The 22089-nt window shown below is 73.2% G+C and carries 20 protein-coding genes; 10 read left to right on the forward strand and 10 right to left on the reverse strand.

The genetic code is table 11. From position 1 onward, the window contains the following. Positions 1–4 precede the first annotated feature (4 nt). Positions 5–1219, reverse strand: coding sequence for a threonine--tRNA ligase (gene thrS / locus FB454_RS18840; protein ID WP_145754390.1), 1215 nt, complete (start codon positions 1217–1219; stop codon positions 5–7). Positions 1220–1721: 502 nt separating this feature from the next. Here thrS and FB454_RS18845 point away from each other — a divergent pair. From FB454_RS18845 to FB454_RS18855, 3 genes are all read left to right on the forward strand, one after another. Then, entirely contained in the window at positions 1722–2345 is a 624-nt protein-coding gene (locus FB454_RS18845; protein WP_013473989.1) for a DedA family protein, read from the forward strand. 38 nt (positions 2346–2383) lie between these two features. Further along, positions 2384–2566 (forward strand): hypothetical protein, encoded by a 183-nt coding sequence (locus FB454_RS18850; protein WP_141722566.1) that lies wholly within the window; start codon positions 2384–2386, stop codon positions 2564–2566. Between the two features lie 96 nt (positions 2567–2662). Continuing rightward, positions 2663–3325: a DUF998 domain-containing protein gene (locus FB454_RS18855; protein WP_145754393.1), complete on the forward strand. Its 663-nt coding sequence runs from the start codon at positions 2663–2665 to the stop codon at positions 3323–3325. A gap of 24 nt (positions 3326–3349) precedes the next feature. Here the strand turns inward: FB454_RS18855 and FB454_RS18860 are convergent, their stop codons facing one another. Then, positions 3350–4753 carry an NAD(P)H-quinone dehydrogenase gene (locus tag FB454_RS18860; RefSeq protein WP_013284021.1) on the reverse strand — a complete coding sequence of 468 codons (1404 nt, stop codon included), beginning with the start codon at positions 4751–4753 and terminating at the stop codon, positions 3350–3352. A gap of 106 nt (positions 4754–4859) precedes the next feature. Here FB454_RS18860 and FB454_RS18865 point away from each other — a divergent pair, with 106 nt between their 5' ends. Then, the gene (locus FB454_RS18865) at positions 4860–5315 is read left to right on the forward strand and encodes a gamma-glutamylcyclotransferase (RefSeq protein WP_013284020.1); all 456 of its coding nucleotides are present in this window, start codon (positions 4860–4862) and stop codon (positions 5313–5315) included. Between the two features lie 74 nt (positions 5316–5389). Here FB454_RS18865 and FB454_RS18870 read toward each other — a convergent pair whose 3' ends face one another. Genes FB454_RS18870 through FB454_RS18885 form a run of 4 tightly spaced genes read right to left on the reverse strand, consistent with a single transcriptional unit; the run spans position 5390 to position 8737 of the window. After that, positions 5390–6352: a GNAT family N-acetyltransferase gene (locus tag FB454_RS18870; protein ID WP_013473987.1), complete on the reverse strand. Its 963-nt coding sequence runs from the start codon at positions 6350–6352 to the stop codon at positions 5390–5392. A gap of 42 nt (positions 6353–6394) precedes the next feature. After that, positions 6395–7135 (reverse strand): SCO6745 family protein, encoded by a 741-nt coding sequence (locus FB454_RS18875; RefSeq protein WP_145754397.1) that lies wholly within the window; start codon positions 7133–7135, stop codon positions 6395–6397. Positions 7136–7178: 43 nt separating this feature from the next. Continuing rightward, positions 7179–8105 carry a hypothetical protein gene (locus tag FB454_RS18880; RefSeq protein WP_145823252.1) on the reverse strand — a complete coding sequence of 309 codons (927 nt, stop codon included), beginning with the start codon at positions 8103–8105 and terminating at the stop codon, positions 7179–7181. A 2-nt stretch (positions 8106–8107) separates the two neighbouring features. Then, a complete protein-coding gene (locus FB454_RS18885; protein ID WP_145754402.1) occupies positions 8108–8737 on the reverse strand; it encodes an MBL fold metallo-hydrolase in 630 nt (209 codons plus the stop codon). A 124-nt stretch (positions 8738–8861) separates the two neighbouring features. Between FB454_RS18885 and FB454_RS18890 the strand changes: the two genes are divergently transcribed. Beyond that, complete coding sequence (locus tag FB454_RS18890) at positions 8862–9857, forward strand: DUF4349 domain-containing protein (RefSeq protein WP_013284015.1); 996 nt, start codon at positions 8862–8864, stop codon at positions 9855–9857. On the opposite strand, the gene FB454_RS18895 is transcribed toward FB454_RS18890, so the two are convergent. Both FB454_RS18895 and FB454_RS18900 read right to left on the reverse strand, forming a co-directional pair. After that, the gene (locus FB454_RS18895) at positions 9814–11073 is read right to left on the reverse strand and encodes an amidohydrolase (RefSeq protein WP_145754405.1); all 1260 of its coding nucleotides are present in this window, start codon (positions 11071–11073) and stop codon (positions 9814–9816) included. The genes FB454_RS18890 and FB454_RS18895 overlap by 44 nt on opposite strands. A gap of 472 nt (positions 11074–11545) precedes the next feature. After that, positions 11546–13129, reverse strand: coding sequence for an acyl-CoA mutase large subunit family protein (locus FB454_RS18900; RefSeq protein ID WP_013473985.1), 1584 nt, complete (start codon positions 13127–13129; stop codon positions 11546–11548). 203 nt (positions 13130–13332) lie between these two features. On the opposite strand from FB454_RS18900, the gene FB454_RS18905 reads away from it, so the two are divergent. Then, positions 13333–15351 (forward strand): serine/threonine-protein kinase, encoded by a 2019-nt coding sequence (locus FB454_RS18905; protein WP_013473984.1) that lies wholly within the window; start codon positions 13333–13335, stop codon positions 15349–15351. A gap of 49 nt (positions 15352–15400) precedes the next feature. Further along, positions 15401–17065 carry a phospho-sugar mutase gene (locus FB454_RS18910; protein ID WP_145754407.1) on the forward strand — a complete coding sequence of 555 codons (1665 nt, stop codon included), beginning with the start codon at positions 15401–15403 and terminating at the stop codon, positions 17063–17065. Between the two features lie 88 nt (positions 17066–17153). Here FB454_RS18910 and FB454_RS18915 read toward each other — a convergent pair whose 3' ends face one another. Beyond that, positions 17154–17828, reverse strand: a complete 675-nt coding sequence (locus FB454_RS18915; protein WP_013284010.1) for a GOLPH3/VPS74 family protein — start codon at positions 17826–17828, stop codon at positions 17154–17156. 193 nt (positions 17829–18021) lie between these two features. After that, the gene (gene upp / locus FB454_RS18920) at positions 18022–18654 is read right to left on the reverse strand and encodes a uracil phosphoribosyltransferase (RefSeq protein WP_013284009.1); all 633 of its coding nucleotides are present in this window, start codon (positions 18652–18654) and stop codon (positions 18022–18024) included. A gap of 136 nt (positions 18655–18790) precedes the next feature. Between upp and deoC the strand changes: the two genes are divergently transcribed. The 3 genes from deoC to FB454_RS18935 are packed head-to-tail and all read left to right on the forward strand — an operon-like array spanning position 18791 to position 22003. Next, a complete protein-coding gene (gene deoC / locus FB454_RS18925; protein ID WP_047893661.1) occupies positions 18791–19750 on the forward strand; it encodes a deoxyribose-phosphate aldolase in 960 nt (319 codons plus the stop codon). Between the two features lie 5 nt (positions 19751–19755). Then, positions 19756–21186 (forward strand): aldehyde dehydrogenase family protein, encoded by a 1431-nt coding sequence (locus FB454_RS18930; protein ID WP_145754411.1) that lies wholly within the window; start codon positions 19756–19758, stop codon positions 21184–21186. Continuing rightward, on the forward strand, positions 21179–22003 hold the full coding sequence (locus FB454_RS18935) for an aldehyde dehydrogenase family protein (RefSeq protein WP_047893660.1): 825 nt from the start codon (positions 21179–21181) through the stop codon (positions 22001–22003). The genes FB454_RS18930 and FB454_RS18935 overlap by 8 nt, the downstream gene beginning before the upstream one ends. Positions 22004–22089: the final 86 nt, after the last annotated feature.

Genomic DNA, 22089 nt, shown 5'->3' on the forward strand with positions numbered 1-22089 from the left:
GGGGTCAGGCCGGGAGCAGCGCCGCCGACCGGCTCGCGACCACCGCGCCGATCAGGCCCAGCGCCTCGGCGGCGGGCATCGGGTCGAGCATCCGGCCGTCGCGCAGGCGCAGCGAGACCGAACCGTCGGCCGCCTCCCGGGGGCCGAGGACCCCGGTGTACGGGACGCGGCGGCGGGACGCGTCCCGGATCCGGGCGCCGAGCGAACCGGCGTAGTCCACCTCGGCCCGCAGCCCGGCCGCCTCGGCCCGGCGGGCCAGCCCGACGGCCGCGTCGGCCTGCGCCGCGTCCACCGGGAGCAGCAGCAACTGCACCGGGGCGTACCAGACGGGGAACGCGCCCTCGTGCACCTCGATCAGGTACGCGAACAGCCGCTCCATGCTGCCGACCAGGCTGCGGTGCACCATCACCGGCCGTTTCCGGCGGCCGTCCGAGTCGGTGTACGACAGGTCGAACCGCTCCGGCTTGTCGAAGTCGAGCTGGACGGTGGAGATGGTCGACTCCCGGCCGGCCGCGTCCACGATCTGAATGTCGATCTTCGGGCCGTAGAACGCGGCCTCCCCCGGCGCCTCGACGACGTCCACCCCGTCGAGCGCCGCGCGGAGCAGTTCCTCGGCCCGCGCCCAGCCGGCGTCGTCGCCCACGTACCGCTGACCCGGCCCGCGCAGCGACAACCGCAACCCGGCGGGACGGACGCCGAGCGCGGCGTGCGCCTCGCCGATCAGCCGCAGGATCTCGCGGACCTCGTCACCGACCTGCTCCAGCGCGCAGAAGTTGTGCGCGTCGTTGAGCGAGATGGCCCGCACCCGGGACAGCCCGCCGAGCACACCGGAACGCTCCGCCCGGTACATGCCGCCCAGCTCGGCGACCCGCAGCGGCAACTCGCGGTAGGAGCGGCCGCGGGCGCGGAACACGAGCGCGTGGTGCGGGCAGAGCGCCGGGCGCAGCACGAACTCGTCGTCGGCGCTCAGCCGCATCGGCGGGAACATGTCGTCGGCGAAGTAGCCCAGGTGCCCGGACAGCTCGAACAGTTCCCGCTTACCGAGCGGCGGCGAGTAGACGTGCTGGTAGCCGGCCCGGCGTTCCAGCTCCCGGACGTACTCCTCGACGGCGTGCCGGGCGGCGGCGCCGGCCGGCAGCCAGATCGGCAGCCCGGCGCCCGCGAGCGGGTCGGAGACGAACAGCTCCAGGTCCCGGCCGAGCCTGCGGTGGTCGATCATGTCGCTCTCCTTGATCGGGTACGACCCGGAGGCGAGCAGGCCCGGAACGCCGCGAGGCCCCGGAGCGGATCGCCCCGGGGCCTCGTCGACGGAAACGTCAGTGCGGCGCGCCGGGAACACCCGGCGTCGTGGTCACTACCGCGCTGCGCATGCCCGAACGATAGGCACGCGGGTATCGACGGCGCATCTGAGTTTCGGAGAGTGGGTGCGGGTCGCCGGCACGGGACCTGCCGGCGACCCGCGGCGGCCCGGGCATCGGGAACGGGGGACCCGACGGCTCCGGTGCCGCGTCCGACCAACGGTACGCCGGGAATCGACGACGCGCCGCCCCGCCCCGGCGCGTATGCCCCGGTGACCCGTCACTCGCGGGCGGGCCGCCTCGTTTCACATCTACGGCCTGCCGGTGTCGGCTGTCACCGTGCGGTGGGGCCGGTGGTGGTGACGCCGGGCACGGCGTCAGGCTCGATCCGGTCGAACGGAGAACTCCGGCGAGGTGGCGGTCGTGGCCGAACTCATCTCTGACGTCGCGTCGCCCATGTGGGCGTACGCGCTGCTGCTGATCCTGCTGATCGCCGACGCCTTCGTCCCGGTGGTGCCGACCCAGCTCGTCATGATCACCAGTGGGGCGCTGACGGTGTACGGCGGGCTCAGCCTGCCGCTCACCATCGCGGTCGGCGCTGCCGGTGTGTTCATCGGTGACCTGGCCTGCTACCTGATCGGCCGCAGCACGCCGACCCGCCGCGCGGCACGCGCCACGCCACCCGGACGGGCACGCCGCGCCGTCACCCGGGTCACCCGTGGGCTGCGCGAACCGGGGCCAATGGTGATCCTGCTCTGCCGTTTCGTACCCGGCGGCCGGATGGCTGCCTGCTTCTCGGCCGGGCGCAGCCGCTACCCGTACCGCCTGTTCCTGCCGTACGAGGCGGCGGCGGCGCTCGCCTGGTCCAGCTACGGCACGCTCGTCGGCCACCTGGGCGGTACGGCGCTGACCCACTCGGCGTGGCGGCTGCTGCTGATCGGTGGGGTGGCCGCTGCGGGGTTCGCGCTGGCCGGGTGGGCGATGACCTGGATCAGCAGCACCCGGCAGACCCGCGCCGAGGCCACCGCCGACTCCGCCGGCAGCTGACCCCCGAGCACCTGATCGACGTAAAGGAAGCACAGGCCATGAGCGACGCGGCGAGATGGCACGACGTCAAGGCCAGGGCCCGGCGAATCGATCCTTCGTGGGACGACGCCGAGCGCGCGGCTCGGCGCAGACATCTCAGGGAGCAGATGCTGGCATCGATCGCCGCCGCGCAACCGGCGGGAGACCGGGCGGACGATCCACCTCGACCCGACCTCACCTGACGCGGTTCTCGGGGGTCCGGTAGGGGACGACCCGGGGAGTGAAGTGGGTGGTGGTCCCGGATCCGTCTGGGGCGGTTCCGGCGACAGGCTGGCCGTATGCCTGGAACGCGGAGCAGCGGCCTGCTGGCCCTCGGCGGGATCGTCCTGGCGGCGGTGCTCGCGATGGTCGGTCATCTCGAGGTGAGCGACGACCTGGATCCCTGGTCGCTGACCGTCAGCGACTTCGCCGTCTCCGATCGGGGCGGCGTCATCGACACCGCGATGGCGGTGCTCGCGGCGGCCAGCCTGGTCCTGCTGCCGTCGCTGCGCCGGGCCGGTGCGGGCCGCGTGCCGCTCGCGCTGCTGACCGCCTGGTCGACCGGGCTGCTGGCCGCCGCCGTGGTGCCCACGAACGAGCCGGGCACGCCCATGGACACCGCCGCGTACGTGCACCGGTACGCCTCGGTGCTGTCGTTCCTGGCCCTGCCGGTGGCCGGCTGGCTGCTCGCCCGTCACCCGGTCGCCGGAGCCGCCGCCTGGCTGCGCGGACTGACCGTGGCCAGCCTGGTGCTGGCGGGCGCGATGATCTGGTCCGCCTACCCGGGCGACCGCGCGCTGCTCGGCCTGATCGAGCGCCTCCTCATCCTCACCGAGACAGCCGTCATAACCACCCTGGCCCTGCACGCCACCCTGAGCCCCAGGACCAGCGCCGTCGATCATGCAGTTGCGACCCCGCACGGACCGGGCATACCGGTCGGATCGGGGGCCACAACTCCATGATCGACGAATGCCTGCGAACGGCTGCTACTCCAGCTCGTGGAGCATGAGCTGGCGGGCGGCCTCGGTGATGGAGCCGGACAGGCTCGGGTAGATGGTGATGGTGTGGGCCAGCTCGTTGACGGTGAGGTTGTTCTCCACCGCCATCGTGATCGGCAGGATCAGCTCGCTGGCCTTCGGCGCCACCACCACGCCGCCGATCACCTGGCCGCTCGCCGGCCGGCAGAACAGCTTGACGAAGCCGTCGGCCAGGTCGTCCATCTTCGCCCGGGCGTTGCCGGACAGCGGCAGCATCACCTGGCGGGCCGGGGTCTTGCCGGCGTCCACCTCGTCCTGGGAGACGCCGACGGTGGCCAGCTCCGGGTCGGTGAAGACGTTCGCCGCGACGGTGCGCAGCCGCAGCGGCCGGACCGCCTCGCCCAGCGCGTGCCACATGGCGATGCGGCCCTGCATGGCCGCGACGCTCGCGAGCGGCAGCACGCCGGTGCAGTCACCCGCCGCGTAGATGCCCGGCACGTTGGTACGCGAGACCCGGTCGACAGTCACGTAACCGCCCCGGGCCAGCTCCACGCCGTACTCGGCCAGGCCCAGGTCGGCGGTGTTCGGGATCGAGCCGACAGCGATCAGCGCGTGCGAGCCGGTGACCTGGCGGCCGTCGGAGAGCACCACCTCCACCCCGTCGCCGACACGGCGGACCGCCTCGGCGCGGGAGTTGTTCAGGATGCTCATGCCCCGGTTGCGGAACACCCGCTCGATCGCCGACGCGGCGTCGGCGTCCTCGTGCGGCATGACCCGGTCCCGGCTGGACACGAGCGTGACCTTGACGCCCATGGCGAGGTACGCGCTGGCGAACTCGGCACCGGTCACGCCGGAGCCGACCACGATCAGGTGCTCGGGCAGCTCGGGCAGGTCGTACACCTGGCGCCAGGTCAGGATGCGCTCGCCGTCCGGTACGGCGGTGGGCAGCTGGCGGGGGGTCGCGCCGGTCGCGACGAGCACCGTCGACGCGGCGATGGAGTATTCGGCGCCGCCGTCGGCCGGGGTGACGATCACCCGGTGGGTGTGGCCGAGCGTGTCCTCGCCGAGCCGGGCGGTGCCGGCGACGAACTCGACGCCGGCCTTGACGAGCTTGGTGTGGATGTCGGCGGACTGGGCCAGCGCGAGCCGCTTGACCCGCTCGTGCACCGCCCGCGCGTCGACGGTGACCGCCTCCAGGCCGTCGGAGTGCACCCCGAACTCCTCGGTGTCCCGGTAGCCGGTGACCACCTCGGAGCTGGCGATGAACGTCTTGGAGGGCACGCAGTCGGAGAGCACGCAGGCGCCGCCGGCGCCCTCCGCCTCGACCACTGTGACATCGGCGTCCAACTGCGCGGCGACCAGAGCCGCCTCGTACCCGGCCGGCCCGCCGCCGATGATCACGATCTGGCTCACAGAGCCATCCCTTCGTCGAAGCTCACAGTGACTTTCTTCTCCCCGTCCCGTCCGACACGCACTGTCGTATTCTCCCCCACCCGTCGGCCGGGCTATCGTCGTCGCCGTGCGTCTCTACGCTGCTTACGGCTCGAACCTGGACCCCGCCCGCATGCGCGCCTACTGCCCGCATTCGCCGATGGTGGGCACCGGCTGGCTTGAGGGGTGGCGGCTCACCTTCGCCGGCGAGGACGTCATCGGGTGGGAGGGCTCGGTCAGCACCGTGGTCGAGTCCCCCGGTGACCGGGTGTTCGTGGCGCTCTACGACATCCACCCGTACGACGCCGCGCAGCTCGACGAGATCGAGGGCGTGACCGCCGAGACGTACCGCAGGCTGACCGTCCGCGTCTCGACGCTCGACGGCGACGTGACCGCGTGGGTCTACGTGTTCGACGGGTACGAGGGCGGGCTGCCCACGGCGTGGTACCTCTCGGAGATCGCGAACGCCGCGGAGAAGGCGGGCGCGCCGGACGACTACGTCACCGAGCTGCGGTCCCGCCCCACCGGCACCGCGTCCGCGTAGCGCGTCTCCCACACCGACAGTCTGCGCCGCGCGACCCTACGGGCGCTCGGCGACCCCGGTACGCGGGTGCCTGGTCACACCCGCGAGGCGGGCACACTCCGCTCGTACATGTCGGTCCAGCGCTCCTCCACCAGCCCGACGGAGCGGTAGAGCGTGACCGGCGCGGTCGGGTTGGCCAGGTCGACGCCCAGCCCGGCCCCGGCGCGGCCCTTCGCCGCGTAGACCGCGAAGGCCCGGCGCAGCAGCGCCGCACCCACCCCGCGACGCCGGTACGCGGGCAGCACCGACAGCGTCCGCACCCACCCGAGGTCCTGGTCGAGCGCCTGGTCGGAGGACTGGAGCGCACCGGCCGGCTCGCCGTCGACCTCGGCCAGGAACCACTCGTCCCAGACCTTGCCGTACGACGGCAGCAGCTCCCGCCACTGCTCGAAGTCGAGCGGGTCGTGGTCCGGGGTGTCCCGGAACGCGGTGTCGTAGATCCGGTGGAACAGCCGCAGGTCGCTCTCGTCGTCGGCGCGCAGCGGCCGCACCGTCACCCCGGGCGGGGGCGCCGGCTCGGCGGGCAGGTCGGCGAACGAGCGACTCATCCGGATGTAGCGCTTGATCCGGGTGAACCCGGCCTCGGTCAGCTCACCGGCCCAGCGGGTCTCCGGCGCGTACACCCCGGTGCGCGCGGTCAGCGCGGGCAGGCCGCGCTCGGCGGCCCGCTCGGCGACGCGTTCCAGCAGCCGGGCAAGCAGCGGCGCGCGCAGGTCGGCGCCGCGGTCGGGGTCGACGAGGACGTCCACCCACTCCCGGCCCACGCCGCTCGGGTTGGCCAGGATCGACCAGGCCACCGCCGTACCGTCCGGGTCGGTGACCAGCCAGGAGTCCCGGTCCGGGTCGACGAACGGCGCGGTCAGCGCGGACCGCACGTCCTCGTCGTCGAAGTCCGGGTAGCCCACGGCGAAGGTGTCGGAGGCGTGCACCACCGCGAGGATCGCGGGCACGTCGTCGAGGGTCGGGCGGCGGGCCGACCAGCCGGCGGGGAGCGTCACGGGCCAGATCCTGGCAGCCGGACCGGCCGGATCGCCTCCCATTTATCCGCCGCGGGCGCGTAGCCGCGCGGCGCCGAGCAGACCCAGCAGCTCAGCGCCCTCGGCCGCGTCCAGCGCGCGGAACGCCGCCGACGCCAGCCGGTCGGTCACCGCCTCGGCCCACAGCCGGCGCCGCACCAGCGGCCCGACCGGCGGGTACGGGGGCACCCAGCCGCACGCCGCAGCGCCCGCCTCGCCCTCCGGCCCGGCCAGCACCGCCTCCAGCGGCGTCAGCCCAGCCGCGCGCACCGCCAGCAGGTACGCCCCGGCGAAGTGCTCGCGCAGCAGCAGCATGCCGACAGCCGCCCGCGCACCCGGGGACGGATCGGGCACGGGCATGGCCCGCCAGGCGGCGAACAGTGGCATGCCGCTGCCGTCCGCCGCGTCGACCGCCCGGCCCAGCAGCGCGGCGAGCCGCGACGACTCGGCGCCGTCGCCCAGCCGGACGGTGCCCCACCGGCAGCACTCGGCCAGGTTGGCGGCGGCCACCTCCAGCGGCGGGACGGTCCGCGCGGCGGCGTCCCAGCCGTCCGTGACCGCCTCCGGCGCGATGAAGCCGAGCGCCGCGGCCACCGTCTCGGCGCGGACGTCGCCGAGCGCACCGGCCCGCCCGGTGATGTAGAAGGCCCATCCGGAGATGCCCAGCAGCCGCGCCCGGCGCAGCGTGGACGGGCAGCGGGCGAACGCCTCCCCGAGTTCGAGCACCAGCGGTTTGCAGGCGGCGGCGAGCTGTTCCGGAGTCATCGGCCGCCCGTCACCGTCACTCCACCGAAGCCATTCATCACGCTCAGTCTGCCGCGTGGTCACCGGTGTCGGCATCCCCCTCTTCGGCGTCGAGCGCCTCCAACACGGCCTCCACCTCACCGGCGCGGCGCCGGGCCGCTGTGACCACCCGTTCCGCGCCCCGGCGGGCCAGCCGGGCCCGGCTCAGCTCCTGCTCGGCGACGGCCCGTCGACGCTCCAGCTCGGCCAGCTCGGTCTCGATCCGGTCCAACGTCGCGGCGCCGTCCCGCTCGGCCGCGTCAGCCGTCGCCAGCTCCTTCTCGGCCCGGTCCAGGTCCGCGCGGGCCCGGGTCAGCTCCCGGGTCGCGGTCCGCCGCCGCCCGGCCCGTTCGGCCCGCGCCGCCCGCTCGTCGCGGGCCCGGCGCGCGTCGGCCCGCTCGGCCGCCCGATCCGGTACGACAGGCGCCTCCTCGCCCCCTGTCACGAGCCGGAGCTGGGGGCGGGGCACCTCGCCGAACCCGGCGTAGTGGCTGGCCCGCAGCAGGCGTCCGGCGCGTACCTGCTCGGCCACCTCGGTGTCCGACAGCGCGGCGTTGAGTGTCGCCTCCACCTCGCCCAGCGGCAGCTTCCCGGCCGGGGGCGCGGCGGGCTCGGCGGCGGCGAGCCGGCGTACCTCCGCCACCAGCGCGCCCACGACGGCGCGCCGCTGCGCGGACAGTTCCCGCAGCGTGCCGCCGCGCAGGTCGCGTTGCGCGGCGCGCAGCGACTCGGCGAGCTGGCTCAGGTCGGCGACCAGCTCGGGCCGGCGGATCGCCAGCAGGTTGACCAGCCAGGCCGCCACTGTGGGACGGCGCAGCTTGCCGATCTCCCGGGCGGTACGCGGGTCACCGGACTGCCGCGCCTGCGCGACGGCCTCGTCCCGGGCCGCCACGAACCGGTCCGGCGGCGTGGCGTAGAGCCGCCGGACCACCTCCGCGGGCACCTCGGTCATGGTCAGGCGTCGATCCGGGTGCCCGGCTCCAGACGGCGGTAGTCGGTGTTGGACATCGCCGTGTACTGCCGGTCCAGCACACCGAAGCCGTTGTCGTTCAGCAGCCCGTCGTGCAGCGCGTACGCCCGGCGTGGCGCGACCGCGCGGATGAAGTCGACGACCTCGGAGAACTTCGACCAGGGCGCGTGGATCGGGGCGAACAGCGTGTCCACCTGTACGTCGTCGGGCACGAACAACGCGTCGCCCGGGTGGTAGACCACGTCGGCGAAGAGGTAGCCGATGTTCTGGATCACCGGGATGTCCGGGTGGATGACCGCGTGCTGCCCGCCGTACGTCCGCACCGGCGTCCCGGCGACTGTGAGCGACTGTCCGGGCTCGACCGTCACCAGCGCCTCGGCGGCGTCGCCGAGCACCCCGGCGAGCGAGGCGGGACCGTGCACCGGCACCGGCCGCCGCTCCAGCGCCCGGGTCAGCGCGGCGACGTCCACATGGTCCGGGTGCTCGTGGGTGATCAGCACCGCGTCGGCGCCGTCCAGCGCCGCCGGATCGCTGAAGACACCCGGGTCGACGACGAGCACCGCACCGTCGTGCTCCAGCCGGAGACAGGAGTGGGCGTATTTGGTCACCTGCATCGTGACTCCTCGATTATCGAATCGTGATGTCCTCAGCGCAGTCTGCCGGAACCGGCGCGACCACGCGTCACGTCCGAGGTATCGGTCCCGGCAGTCGGGGCCGTCGACGATCGGAGTACGGGGTATGGGCGGACGACGACTCCGGGGCGTGGCCCTGGTGGCTGTGGGTCTGATAGCGGCACTGGGTGTGGGCGCCTGCGGCGCGGGCGGGGACTCCGGCAGCGACTCGGCCGCGCCGGCGGCCGACGGGGGCGCGGGGCGCGAGCAGGCCGCCGAGGGCGGCGCGGACAGCGGTGGCGCGGATCGCGACCAGGCCGCTCCGGGCGGCACCGGTGGCGCGGACCTGCGGGTCGACCAGCGGTCCATCATCTACACCGGGACCATGCAGGTCCGGGTGGACGATGTGGAGGCCGCCGCGCGGGAGGCGACCACAGCGGTGACGGCGGCCGGCGGATTCGTCGGCGCGGACCGGCGGTCGAGCCGGGCCGCCGAGGCTCGGGCGGCGCTGACGCTGCGCGTGCCCGCGGACCGGTTCGCCGCGGTGATCGACCGGCTCGCCGGTCTCGGCCGGCAGGAGCGCCGGGAGATCCGCACCGAGGACGTCACCGAGCAGGTGGTCGACCTGGACGCCCGGATCGCCACCCAGCGTGCGCGGGTGGAGAGTTCCCGCAAGCTGCTGGCCCGGGCCACGTCGGTGGACGAGCTGGTCCGGCTGGAGAACGAGGTGGGCACCCGGCAGGCGGACCTGGCCGCGCTGGAGGCCCGCAAGCGCCGGCTCGCGGACCTGACCTCGCTGTCCACCATCACCGTGACGTTCCTCGGTCAGGACGCCAGCACCGCCGAGGAGGAGGCCGACCTGGGCTTCCTGGCCGGGCTGGGCGGCGGCTGGACGGCGTTCCTGGCCTCGGCCCGGGTCCTGCTCACAGTGCTCGGCGCGGTGCTGCCGTTCGCGGTCGTGATCGGCGTACCGCTGTGGTTGCTGCTCCTGTGGCGGCGCCGGGTGCGGGCCCGGCGGACACCGCCGCCCGGCCCGAACCCGGCGGCGCCGATGCCGCCGGGGCCGCTCGGCGGTCCGGTCAGCGCGCCGCCGCCAGTGCCCGCAGCGCGGTCTGGACCATGAGGCGTACGCCGGCCTCGATGGCGCGCTCGTCCACGTCGAACGAGGCCCGGTGCAGGTCCACGTTGGGACCGCTGCGACCGACGCCGAGGCGGGCGAGCGCGCCCGGCACGTGCTCCAGGTACCAGGAGAAGTCCTCGCCGCCCATGCTCTGCGGCGTCTCGGCGATGCCGTCGGGGCCGAGCGCCGCAGCGGTGGCCGCGGTGAGGACACCGATGGCGCGGGCGTCGTTCGTCACCGGGGGCCGGCCACGCAGGTATTCCAGGTCGACAGTGGCGCCGGTGGGCGCGAGCACGTCCCGCACCACCTGAGCGACGATCTCGGGCGCCTGGTCCCAGGTGTCGCGGTCCATCACGCGTAGCGTGCCGGCCGCGCACGCCTCGGACGGGATGACGTTGTAACGGGTGCCGGCCGAGGCGTGGCCGAACACCAGCAGCAGCCCGCTGTTGGCCGGCACCCGGCGGCTGATCAGCGTCGGCACCTCGGTGACCAGCCGGCCGAGCGCGTCCACCAGGTCGACGGTCAGGTGCGGGCGGGCGGTGTGCCCGCCGGGCCCGGTGAGCCGGACGGTGACGTTGTCGGCGGCGGCGGTGATCGGCCCGACCCGCAGGCCGACCTTGCCCACCGGCAGGTTCGGGTCGCAGTGCAGCGCGAAGATCTGCACCACGTCGTCCAGGCCACCGGCCTCGATGACCTCCAGCGAGCCGCAGGGCAGGATCTCCTCGGCCGGCTGGAAGATCAGCCGGACCCGGCCGTCGAGGCGGCCCGTGTCGGCGAGCTGGGCCAGCAGCATGCCGACGCCGAGCATCACCGACGTGTGCACGTCGTGGCCGCAGGCGTGGCAGACGCCCTCCACGGTCGAGCGGTACGGCACGTCCTTCGGGTCGCTCAGCGGCAGCGCGTCGATGTCGGCGCGGAGCGCGATGACCGGGCCGTCCGGGCGTCCGTCGATGTCGCAGATGACGCCGTTGCCCTTCGGCAGCAGGCGCGGCTTGAGACCGGCGAGGGACAGCTCACGGTGCACCAGCGCGGCCGTCTCGAACTCCTCGCCGGACAACTCCGGGTGGGAGTGGATGTGACGGCGCGTTTCGATGAGGCCGGGTACGCGCAGCGCGAGCAGATGGTCGAGCTCGAAGGGCAGGGGCTGGTAACCGGTCGGCGCCTCGGGCCGGGACGACGACAGCAGGCCGCCGGAAGGCAGCGTCAACGCACTCGTCACGTCGAATTCTCGATCACTAGAAGTGGATGGATCTTCGGGTCGGACAGCAGACAGCCTAGACCTCCGACGGTGACGCTGCGCAACATCTTTCGCGTAGCGGTCGGACCGCGCAGCGTCACGAATGCCCTGGTGAGAGGGCTCGAATATCTGCGGGACAGCAGGTAGATCGCGGTCGAACGCCGTCATCCGCCTCCCACCTCCTACAACGCGTAACCGTTTCATCGGTCACAAATAACGACCCGTCGTTCCGAATTGTCGCATTAGTCGCGGCAATTAACTGCCGCTCCGACAATTGCACGACAACTGTCGGCTGCCGGAAGACTCCCGACGGTGACACGAGCGCCCGACCGCCGACCGCACACGCTGTCCGTCCCGTTCACCCGATCCGGTTACCCGAATCGCCGAATCGCACACGCGAAGGCGGCCCGCGCCGCACACCGAGGGTGTACGACGGGGCCGCCTCCGGACAGTTTCAGAACCGGTCGCTGGGCCGGTAGATCCCCCACACCTCGCGCAGCGTCCCGCAGACCTCGCCGACCGTGGCGCGGGCGCGCAGCGCCTCCTTCATCGGGTAGAGCACGTTGGTGTCCCCCTCGGCGGCGGCGCGCAGCTCGGCCAGTGCCCGCTCGACCGCGCCGGAGTCCCGCTCCGCGCGCAGCCGGGCCAGCCGCTCCCCCTGCGCCGCCTCGATCGACGGGTCGACCCGCAGCGGCTCGTACGGCTCCTCCTCGTCGATCCGGAACCGGTTGAGCCCGACCACCACCCGCTCACCCGAGTCGATCTCCTGGGCGATCCGGTACGCGGACTGCTCGATCTCCCGCTTCTGGAACCCGGCCTCGATCGCGTCCACCGCCGAACCGTGGTCGAAGACCCGGTCCATCAGCTCGGTGGCGGCCGCCTCCACCTCGGCGGTCATCGCCTCCACCACGTACGACCCGGCGAACGGGTCGACGGTGGCGGTCAGGTCCGTCTCGTACGCCAGCACCTGCTGGGTCCGCAGCGCCAGCCGGGCCGCCTTCTCGGTGGGCAGCGCGATGGCCTCGTCGAAGCTGTTGGTGTGCAGCGACTGGGTGCCGCCGAGCACCGCGCCGAGGCCCTGCACCGCCACCCGGACCAGGTTCACCTCCGGCTGCTGGGCGGTGAGCTGCACGCCGGCGGTCTGGGTGTGGAACCGCAGCATCATCGACTTCGGGTTCTTCGCGCCGAACTCGTCGCGCATCAGCCGGGCCCAGATGCGCCGGGCCGCGCGGAACTTCGCGACCTCCTCCAGCAGCGTGGTGCGGGCCACGAAGAAGAACGACAGCCGGGGCGCGAAGTCGTCGACGGCCAGCCCGGCGGCGAGCGCCGCGCGGACGTACTCCACGCCGTTGGCGAGCGTGAACGCGACCTCCTGCGCGGGCGACGCGCCGGCCTCGGCCATGTGGTAGCCGGAGATGGAGATGGTGTTCCACTTCGGCACCTCGGCCCGGCAGTAGGCGAAGGTGTCGGCGACCAGCCGCAGCGAGGGCTTCGGCGGGAAGATGTACGTCCCCCGGGCGATGTACTCCTTGAGGATGTCGTTCTGGATCGTGCCGTTGAGCGCCGCCCCCGGCACGCCGTTCTCCTCGGCCACGAGCTGGTAGAGCAGCAGCAGCACCGAGCCGGGCGCGTTGATGGTCATCGAGGTGGAGACCTTGTCCAGCGGGATGCCGCCGAACAGCGTGCGCATGTCCTCGATGGAGTCGATGGCGACGCCGACCTTGCCCACCTCGCCGTGCGCGATCGGGTCGTCCGAGTCGTACCCCATCTGGGTGGGCAGGTCGAACGCGACGGACAGGCCCATGGTGCCGGCGCGAAGCAGCTGGTGGTAGCGCGCGTTGCTCTCGGTCGCGGTGCCGAACCCGGCGTACTGTCGCATGGTCCAGGGCCGGGACGTGTACATCGTCGGGTAGACCCCGCGGGTGTACGGGAACTCGCCCGGCTCGCCCAGCCGGGCGTCCAGGTCCGCCGGAAGGTCTGCCGCCGTGTAGACGCCCTGGATCGGGAAACCCGACTCGCTTGACCGCGCATCGCTCATTACCGGATGGTAGGACGCGCAGACCGCCTGGTGGGTGAGGGATACCGCACACCTCGCGGCGGCGACCCACCGGAGGTGAGCGACCGACCACATACCGTCGAGTAGGTAAACGCCCGCCGCGTCGGGTTTCGCATCGGGCGTCGGAACCAGCAAGATAGAGGGGTTGTGTCCCAGCCCCCTCGATATCCCCCGGTGGCTTTTCTGTGACTCAGATTCCGACGTGGAGCGGCGGACCGGCCAGTCCCCCCACTGGACGCGCGGCGCCCGGCACCACCATCGGTGGTCGCTACTCGCTGCGCTCCCCGGTGGGCAACGGAGGCATGGGCACGGTCTGGCGGGCCACAGACACGTTGCTGCGCCGTGATGTGGCGGTCAAGGAGGTCGTCCTCCCGCCGGGGCTCGCCCCGAGCGACCGCGACGCGCTCTACGAACGGACGCTGCGGGAGGCCCGTGCCGCCGCCGCGATCCAGCACCCGGCAGTGGTGCAGGTCTACGACGTGGTCACCGAGGGTGGCCGCCCGTGGATCGTGATGGAACTGCTGGACGCCCGCAGCCTGGCCGACATGGTGATCGAGGACGGGCCGGTCGCGCCGCGCGCCGTCGCCAAGATCGGGATCGCGCTGCTCGGCGCGCTGGAGGTGGCGCACGCGATCGGCGTGCTGCACCGCGACGTGAAGCCGGCCAACGTGCTGATCTGCACCGACGGCCGCTGCGTGCTCACCGACTTCGGCGTCGCCCGGATGCCCACCGACGTGCAGCTCACCACGCCCGGCATGGTGCTCGGCTCGCCGCACTTCATCTCGCCCGAGCGGGCCATGGGCCAGGAGTTCGGGCCGCCGAGCGACCTGTTCTCGCTCGGCGTGACGCTCTACACAGCGGTCGAGGGCCGGCCCCCGTTCGACAAGGGCGACCCGATCGAGACCATGCACGCCGTGGTCGAGGACCCGCCCGCCACGCCGCAGCGCAGCGGCCCGCTGACCGGCGTGCTGATGGGGCTGCTGGAGAAGGACCCGGCCCGCCGGATGGACGTGCACCGGGCCCGCGCCAACCTGCGCGAGCTGCTCGCCGGGCCGCTGACCAGCACCGCCACAGCCGTCAACTCGGTCACCGACCCGTACGCGGTGGTGCCGGTGCCGCGCCCGACCACGCCGCCGGCGATCGCGGCGGAGCCGAAGCCGAGCGGGCAGATCGGCGGCCGGGCGATGATCGGCCCGGACGAGTCGCTCACCGACCGGCTCGCCGCGCTGCGCCGCGGGGAGCGGCCCGCCGGCGAGAAGCCCGCGGCGGGTGCCGCCGCGCTCGACGAGACCAGCGCCGACGCGCTGGCCGGCCCGCTGCACACCCCGACCGGCGCGATGTCCGGGCCGGGCACGCCGGAGGCCACCCAGCGCATCTCGCCGGACGCCACGGTGCGGCTCGGCCAGGGCGCCGGAGCGGACGCGACCCAGGCGGTGCCGACCGCCTACGGCCGCACCGTCGACGCCACCCAGCCGGTGTACGGCGGCAACCAGTGGTCGGTGCCCGGCACCGGCCAGCCCTGGACCACAGCGGCCACCTCGCCACCGGCCGCCGGTGGTGGCGGCGCGGTCGGCGGCGCCAAGGGCCTGCTCGGGCGCGTGAAGGCGTGGCCGCGCAAGGTCCAGCTCGCCGCCGCCGGTGGTCTCGCCGTGGTGCTGCTGGTGAGCGTGATCGCGCTGACCAGCGGCGGCGACGACGCTCCCCCGCCGATCGTGGGCGCGCTGCCGTCGAACTCGGCCGCCGCCTCGCCGGTGGAGATGCAGGAACAGACCGTCAAGGGCGTGACCATCCAGGTGCCGAAGGGCTGGCAGCGGCAGACCGGCGGCCTCTACGTCGACTACGTCGACCCGGAGGACGAGGGCCGCAAGGTGCGGGTCATCGCCGAGGCGTGGGGCGGCACCTCGATCAGCTGGGCCGAGTTCGCCTCGCGGAACCTGAAGAAGAACAGCACCAAGAGCAAGACCTGCCCCGCCCCCTACACCGAGGTGTCGGTCTCCGAGCAGCCGCTGGCCGGGCAAACCGCCGGCCAGCTCGAATACACCTGCGGCGAGGGTGAGTCCATGCGCCACGGCATCTGGCGGGGCGTGGTCAAGGACGGCAAGGTCTACTCGTTCTACCTCTCCTCGACCGACGCGCGGTTCGCCGAGAGCAAGCCGATCTTCGACGCGATGGCCGGCTCGTTCCAGCTCACGGCGGCCAACTGAGTCGAGGCCGACGGCCAGTGGTGATCCGCCGCCGTGCTTTCATGAGGCAATGGCGGCGGAAACCACTGACCTTGACGACCTTCGCGTACGCGCCGAGCGCTGGCTCGCCGACGACCCGGACCCGGACGACCGCGTCGAGCTGCGCACGGTCCTCGACGGGCTGCCCGGCACGGCGGCCGACCTGGCCGACCGGTTCGCCGGCCCGCTGACGTTCGGCACCGCCGGGCTGCGCGGCCCGCTGCGGGCCGGGCCGAACGGCATGAACCTCGCCGTGGTCACCCAGGCCGCCGCCGGGCTCGTCGGCTGGCTCGCCGCCCAGGGCGGCGAGGGCCCGCTGGTGATCGGGTACGACGCCCGGCGCGGCTCCCGTGCCTTCGCCGAGCGCACCGCACAGGTGGCCACCGGTGCGGGTCGCCAGGCGCTGCTGCTGCCCCGGCCGCTGCCCACGCCCGTGCTGGCGTTCGCGGTCCGGCAGCTCGGCGCGGTCGCCGGGGTGATGGTCACGGCCAGCCACAACCCGCCGCAGGACAACGGCTACAAGGTCTACCTGGGCGCGCAGCTCGGCGGTGAGCTCGGCGCCGGCGCGCAGATCGTGCCGCCCGCCGACGCCGGCATCGAGGCGGCCATCCGGGCGGTCGGCCCGCTCGCGGCGGTGCCGCTCGGCCCGGCCGGTCAGGTGCTCGGCGACGACATGGTGACCGCGTACGTGGAGCAGGCCGCCGCGGTGGTGGACCCGGCCGGACCGCGGGACCTGAAGGTGGCGTACACGCCGCTGCACGGGGTTGGTGGCGTGGTGCTGACCGCCGCGTTCGCGCGCGCCGGTTTCGGCGTTCCAGGCGTGGTGCCCGAGCAGGCCGAGCCGGACCCGGCGTTCCCGACCGTGAGCTTCCCCAACCCGGAGGAGCCGGGCGCGGTGGACCTGCTCGTCGCGCTCGCCGACCGCACCGGCGCCGACCTCGCCGTCGCCAACGACCCGGACGCGGACCGCTGCGCGGTGGCCGTACGCGACGCCGGGTCCTGGCGGATGCTGCGCGGCGACGAGGTGGGCGCGCTGCTCGCCGACCACCTGATGCGGCGCGGCGTGACCGGCCTGTACGCCACCACGATCGTGTCGTCGGCGCTGCTGCGGGCCATGGCGGCGGCCCGGGGCCTGCCCTACGACGAGACGCTCACCGGGTTCAAGTGGATCGTGCGGGCCGGCGGGGGCCGGGAGCCGCTGGTGTACGGCTACGAGGAGGCGCTGGGCTACTGCGTCGCGCCGGGTCACGTCCGGGACAAGGACGGCATCACCGCCGCGCTGACGGTCGCCGAGCTGGCCGCCGGTCTCAAGGCCGAGGGCCGTACGCTCCTCGACCGGCTGGACGAGCTCGCAGCCGAGTTCGGTGTGCACCACACCGAGCAGCTCTCGGTCCGGGTGGAGGACCTGCGGGTGATCGCGGACTCGATGGCCCGGATCCGGGCGGCCACCCCGACCACGCTGCTCGGGCAGCCGGTGACCGAGGCGTCCGACCTGCTCCCCGACGCGGACGTGGTGATCCTGCGCACCGGCGCGGCCCGGGTGGTGATCCGGCCGTCCGGCACCGAGCCGAAGCTCAAGGCGTACCTGGAGGTGGTGGAGCCGGTGACCGGCGGCGACGTGCCCGCGGCCCGGCAGCGCGCGCGGGCCGCCGTCACCGAGCTGCGCAACGAGATCGCCGCCGCCCTGGGCCTCTGACCCCTGGTGCAAGGAAGGGCCCCTTCTTAACGCCTGGCGTTAAGAAGGGGCCCTTCCTCTACCGGAGGCGTTAAGAGGGGGCCCTTCCTTACCGCTTGCCCAGGGCGGCGTCGACGGCCTGGCCCAGCGCGGCGATGACCAGGCTGATCGACGGGCGTACGACGCTGTCGTCCAGGCTCACCGTGCCGGAGAACCCGGCGCCGGCGGCGATCTCCTCCAGGCGCCGGCCGGCGTCCTCGGCGGCCGGGCCGGTCAGCCCCAGCGCGGGTTCCATCCGCAGCACCGCGACCAGCGTCGCGAGCGCGGCGGTCCGCTCGTCCGGGAGCTGCCCGCTGGTCAGCGCGTCGGCCAGCCGCTGCCGGATGTCCGCCTCGACCGAGGCGTCGGCCACCGGGTAGCGGTGCACGTGGATGAAGCCCAGCTCGGTCTCGTCGACGTCGCGGACCACGCCCCGGCCGCAGAGGTCGGAGAGGATCCGATCGCGCAGCCCGTGCCGCAGTCGCTGCACCCACGACGACGGCGTGTGCGGGGTATCCGCGGCGATCTTGGCGAGTACGGCGTCCGCGATCGGCTCGCCGGTCGGGGCCGGGTCGACCACCGCCAGGTTCCCGTCCGCGTACGCGACCCGTCCGGCCAGGGCCAGCTCGACCAGCACCGCGGCGGCCATGCCCAGGTCCAGGCTGATCCGTGGCATGGTGGCCTTGCCGGTTTCGTCGTCATACGCGAGGAGCAGCAGCTCCTCGGCGAGCGCAACACCAGTCATGGCCCGGAACGCTAGCGCCTCCCCGCACCCCCGCGCATCGACTCGCCGGGGCCGCCCGATTCACGGCGAGAGGACCCTTCCCCGCGGGAAAGGGCCCTCTCCACCGAATCGCCGGATTGCCGGATTGCCGGCGGCGCCGCGACGCCGGAGCCTCGGCGGCGCCGGTGCCGGATCCGGAACCCGGACGGCCGGGTCAGAAGCGGGGCATGCCGCCGAACTGGCGGTCGCCGGCGTCACCCAGGCCGGGGACGATGAACTTCGAGTCGTTCAGTCCCTCGTCGATCGAGGCGGTGACCAGGCGCAGCGGCAGGCCGGAGCGCTCCAGCCGCTCGATGCCGACCGGGGCGGCCAGCACGCAGAGCACCGTGATGTCGGTGCAGCCGCGGTCGGCGAGCAGCCGGCAGCAGTGCTCCAGCGAGCCGCCGGTGGCGAGCATCGGGTCGAGCACCAGCACCGGCAGGCCGCTGAGGTCGCGCGGCAGCGACTCCATGTACGCGCGGGGCTCGTACGTCTCCTCGTCGCGGGCCAGGCCGACGAAGCCCATCGACGACTCGGGCAGCAGGCCGAGCGCGGCGTCGGCCATGCCGAGACCGGCCCGCAGCACCGGCACCAGCAGCGGCGGGTTCGCCAGCCGGCTGCCCTCGGTGGCGGTGACCGGGGTCTGGATCGAGTACTTCTCGACCGGGAAGGAGCGCGCGGCCTCGTACACCAGCATGGTGGTGAGTTCGCGCAGCGCCGCCCGGAACGACGACGAGTCGGTCCGGGCGTCCCGCATGGCGGTCAGCCGCGTCTGGGCGAGCGGATGGTCAATGACGTGTACGTCCACGATCGCTCAACCTACCGTTTGGCGGTCCGGCGCAGGGCGGGTGCGGTACGACCAGCGACACCGCTCACGTATGACGCTCACGACCGGTCGTCCGTGAGCAAGATCACTCGACTCGCGGGTGCGTACTATTCGGGGCATGACGGCGACAACGACGTCGGCCCGGTCGGACCTCACCGAGCTGGGACGATCCGAGACCGCTCTGCGGACCTTCCTGCACGGCCTGCCCGGCGTGGACCAGGTCGGCGCGGAGCAGCGGGCGGCGCAACTCGGCACCCGCTCCATCAAGACCACAGCCAAGGCCGAGGCGATCGACCTGGCGATCCGGATGGTCGACCTGACCACCCTCGAAGGGGCGGACACCCCGGGCAAGGTGCGGGCGCTGGCCGCGAAGGCGCTGCGCCCCGACCCGGCCGACCCGAGCTGCCCGCACGTCGGCGCCGTCTGCGTCTACCCGTCGATGGTCCCGTACGTGGCCGAGGTGCTGCGCGGCAGCGGCGTGCACCTGGCCAGCGTGGCGACCGCGTTCCCGTCCGGCCAGGCGCCGCTGGAGATCAAGCTCGCCGATGTGCGGGCGGCGGTCGAGGCGGGCGCGGACGAGATCGACATGGTGATCAACCGGGGCGCGTTCCTGGCCGGGCGCTACTCCGAGGTCTACGACGAGATCGTGGCCACCAAGGAGGCATGCGGGGACGCGCACCTCAAGGTGATCCTGGAGACCGGTGAGCTGGCCACGTACGACAACGTGCGCCGGGCGTCATGGCTCGCCATGCTCGCGGGCGGCGACTTCATCAAGACCTCCACCGGCAAGGTCCCGGTCGCGGCCACCCTGCCGGTGACGCTGGTGATGCTGGAGGCGGTCCGCGACTTCCGCGCCGCCACCGGGCGTCAGGTCGGCGTCAAGCCGGCCGGTGGCATCAAGACCACCAAGGACGCGATCAAGTACCTGGTCATGGTCAACGAGACAGTCGGCGCCGACTGGCTGAGCCCGGACTGGTTCCGGTTCGGCGCGTCGAGCCTGCTCAACGACCTGCTCATGCAGCGCACCAAGCTGACGACCGGCGTCTACGCCGGCCCCGACTACTTCACCCTGGACTGAACGCGATGTTCGAATACGCACCCGCCCCCGAGTCCCGCTCGGTGGTGGACATCAAGCCCTCGTACGGGCTCTTCGTCGACGGCGCGTTCGTCGACCCGGCCTCCGGCGGCAGCTTCAAGTCGGTGAACCCGGCCTCCGAGGAGGTGCTGGCCGAGATCGCCGAGGCGGGCGCCGACGACGTGGACCGCGCGGTCCGCGCCGCCCGGAGCGCGTACGAGAAGGTATGGGGTCCGATGCCGGGCCGCGACCGGGCCAAGTACCTGTTCCGGATCGCTCGGCTCATTCAGGAGCGCTCGCGTGAGCTGGCGGTGCTGGAGTCGCTGGACAACGGCAAGCCGATCAAGGAGTCCCGCGACGTCGACCTACCGCTCGTCGCCGCGCACTTCTTCTACTACGCGGGCTGGGCGGACAAGCTTCCGCACGCGGGTTTCGGTTCCGACCCGAAGCCGCTGGGCGTGGCGGCCCAGGTCATCCCGTGGAACTTCCCGCTGCTCATGCTGGCGTGGAAGATCGCCCCGGCGCTGGCCGCAGGCAACACGGTGGTGCTCAAGCCGGCCGAGACCACCCCGCTGACCGCGCTGCTATTCGCCGAGATCTGCCAGCAGGCCGACCTGCCGGCCGGCGTGGTGAACATCGTCACCGGCGCCGGCGACACCGGCCGGGCGCTGGTCGAGCACCCGGGCGTGGACAAGGTGGCGTTCACCGGCTCCACCGAGGTCGGCCGCGCCATCGCCCGCTCGGTCGCCGGCACCCGCAAGAAGCTCACGCTGGAGCTGGGCGGCAAGGCCGCCAACATCGTCTTCGACGACGCCCCGATCGACCAGGCCGTCGAGGGCATCGTCAACGGCATCTTCTTCAACCAGGGCCACGTCTGCTGCGCCGGCTCCCGGCTGCTGGTGCAGGAGTCGGTCGCCGACCGGGTGCTGGAGTCGCTGAAGCGCCGGATGGCCCAGCTCCGGGTCGGCGACCCGCTGGACAAGAACACCGACATCGGCGCGATCAACTCGGCCGAGCAGCTGGCCCGCATCCGGGAGCTGTCCGACGCCGGGTCCGCCGAGGGCGCGGAGCGCTGGTCGCCGCCGTGCGAGCTGCCCGAGCGCGGCTTCTGGTTCGCGCCGACCATCTTCACCGGCGTCACCCAGGCCCATCGGATCGCCCGCGAGGAGATCTTCGGCCCGGTGCTGTCCGTGCTGACGTTCCGCACCCCGGCGGAGGCCGTCGAGAAGGCCAACAACACGCCGTACGGGCTGTCGGCCGGGATCTGGACCGACAAGGGTTCCCGGATCCTGTGGCTGGCCGACCGGCTGCGCGCGGGCGTGGTGTGGGCCAACACGTTCAACAAGTTCGACCCGACGTCGCCGTTCGGCGGCTACAAGGAGTCGGGCTACGGTCGCGAGGGCGGCCGGCACGGGCTGGAGGGGTACCTCAATGTCTGAGCGGGTCGCGGTACGCAAGACGTACAAGCTCTTCATCGGCGGGAAGTTCCCGCGCAGCGAGTCGGGACGGTCGTATCTCGTGCAATCCGCGAACGTGTCTCTTGCCTCCCGGAAGGACGCGCGGGACGCGGTAGTCGCCGCCCGCGCCGCGGTGAAGGGCTGGGCCGGGGCGACCGCGTACAACCGGGGTCAGATCCTCTACCGGGTCGCCGAGATGCTGGAGGGCCGGCGCGAGCAGTTCGTCGCCCTGGGCGTCCCGGCCGACGAGGTGGACGCGGCGATCGACCGCTGGGTCTGGTACGCCGGTTGGTCCGACAAGCTGGCCCAGGTGTACGGCGGGGCGAATCCGGTGGCCGGCCCGTACTTCAACCTGTCCGCGCCGGAGCCCACCGGCGTGGTGGCGGTGGTGGCACCCGAGGAGCCCGCGCTGCTCGGCCTGGTGAGCGTGATCGCCCCGGCGATCGTCACCGGCAACACGGTGGTGGTGGCCGCCTCCCCGGCGGCGCCGCTGGCGGCGGTGACGCTGGCCGAGGTGCTCGCCACCTCCGACCTGCCCGGCGGGGTGGTCAACATCCTCACCGGCCGGCTGACCGAGACCGTGCCGACGCTCGCCGCGCACATGGACGTCAACGCGATCGACCTGACCGGCGTCGCCGACGCCGAGCTGGCGGCCGACCTGGAGATCAAGGCCGCGGAGAACCTCAAGCGGGTGCTCCGGCCGGCCCCGGCCGACCACGACTGGTACGCCGATCCCGGCATCACCCGGATGACCACGCTGCTGGAGACCAAGACGGTCTGGCACCCGAAGGGCGTCTGACCGGCGCAGCCCAAGTCCGGCCCGAAGTGGCGGCACACCCCCAGCCGGGTTGCCGCCACTTCCCCTTCCACCCATCTCCCCGAGCC

It is taken from the genome of Micromonospora sp. CNZ297, assembly GCF_007827625.1.

Bases quoted from the DNA above. Each gene is read 5' to 3' on its own strand.
- thrS (WP_145754390.1), bottom strand. From the start codon at position 1,219: ATGATCGACCACCGCAGGCTCGGCCGGGACCTGGAGCTGTTCGTCTCC.
- FB454_RS18850 (WP_141722566.1), top strand. From the start codon at position 2,384: ATGAGCGACGCGGCGAGATGGCACGACGTCAAGGCCAGGGCCCGGCGA.
- FB454_RS18855 (WP_145754393.1), top strand. From the start codon at position 2,663: ATGCCTGGAACGCGGAGCAGCGGCCTGCTGGCCCTCGGCGGGATCGTC.
- FB454_RS18875 (WP_145754397.1), bottom strand. From the start codon at position 7,135: ATGACTCCGGAACAGCTCGCCGCCGCCTGCAAACCGCTGGTGCTCGAA.
- FB454_RS18880 (WP_145823252.1), bottom strand. From the start codon at position 8,105: ATGACCGAGGTGCCCGCGGAGGTGGTCCGGCGGCTCTACGCCACGCCG.
- FB454_RS18885 (WP_145754402.1), bottom strand. From the start codon at position 8,737: ATGCAGGTGACCAAATACGCCCACTCCTGTCTCCGGCTGGAGCACGAC.
- FB454_RS18890 (WP_013284015.1), top strand. From the start codon at position 8,862: ATGGGCGGACGACGACTCCGGGGCGTGGCCCTGGTGGCTGTGGGTCTG.
- FB454_RS18900 (WP_013473985.1), bottom strand. From the start codon at position 13,129: ATGAGCGATGCGCGGTCAAGCGAGTCGGGTTTCCCGATCCAGGGCGTC.
- FB454_RS18910 (WP_145754407.1), top strand. From the start codon at position 15,401: ATGGCGGCGGAAACCACTGACCTTGACGACCTTCGCGTACGCGCCGAG.
- FB454_RS18915 (WP_013284010.1), bottom strand. From the start codon at position 17,828: ATGACTGGTGTTGCGCTCGCCGAGGAGCTGCTGCTCCTCGCGTATGAC.
- deoC (WP_047893661.1), top strand. From the start codon at position 18,791: ATGACGGCGACAACGACGTCGGCCCGGTCGGACCTCACCGAGCTGGGA.
- FB454_RS18930 (WP_145754411.1), top strand. From the start codon at position 19,756: ATGTTCGAATACGCACCCGCCCCCGAGTCCCGCTCGGTGGTGGACATC.
- FB454_RS18935 (WP_047893660.1), top strand. From the start codon at position 21,179: ATGTCTGAGCGGGTCGCGGTACGCAAGACGTACAAGCTCTTCATCGGC.